The 418-nt window shown below is 31.1% G+C and carries 1 protein-coding gene; it reads right to left on the bottom strand.

Annotation, left to right across the window (positions count from 1 at the left end):
- Positions 1-30 precede the first annotated feature (30 nt).
- A complete protein-coding gene (locus AB4484_RS26615; RefSeq protein WP_372081045.1) occupies positions 31-351 on the bottom strand; it encodes a hypothetical protein in 321 nt (106 codons plus the stop codon).
- Between the last annotated feature and the right edge of the window lie 67 nt (positions 352-418).

The following is a 418-nucleotide window of genomic DNA, read 5'->3' on the forward strand; positions in this document are numbered from 1 at the left end:
ACTCTTAAACAGTTTGTTATGTATTATTAACTACATCGCTTCTTTCTTTAATTCGATTTCCATATTCCTTTGTTCTAAAGCCATTTCTCTTAAGATTTTTTTCTTTTCTGCGTCTACAAAACGCTTCAAGATTTGCTTCATAAGTGGCTGATAACCTATTCCATTAAGCTCTGCTATATCTTTCAAATCTTCAATTAAACTTTTCTGTAACCTGATTGAAATCATTTGTAATCCTAACTTATCGTCAAGCTTCTCACCGTCATTCTTTGACTTTCTTACAAATTCTTCACTTCTACCAAGTTTGCCAGACTCCCATGTTTCTATTTCAGCTGCATCTTTTATCAAGCTCATAGTGGGATTCCTCATTTCATCATACCTTTTTAATTATACTATTATAATTTAACTTTTAACTTTTAAC

Origin of the sequence: Vibrio sp. 10N.261.46.A3 (assembly GCF_041472995.1) — a bacterium.
In the GTDB taxonomy this organism is placed as follows: Bacteria; Pseudomonadota; Gammaproteobacteria; order Enterobacterales; family Vibrionaceae; genus Vibrio; species Vibrio coralliirubri.

Coding starts and splice junctions, on each gene's coding strand:
- AB4484_RS26615 (WP_372081045.1), bottom strand. CDS start 351: ATGAGCTTGATAAAAGATGCAGCTGAAATAGAAACATGGGAGTCTGGC.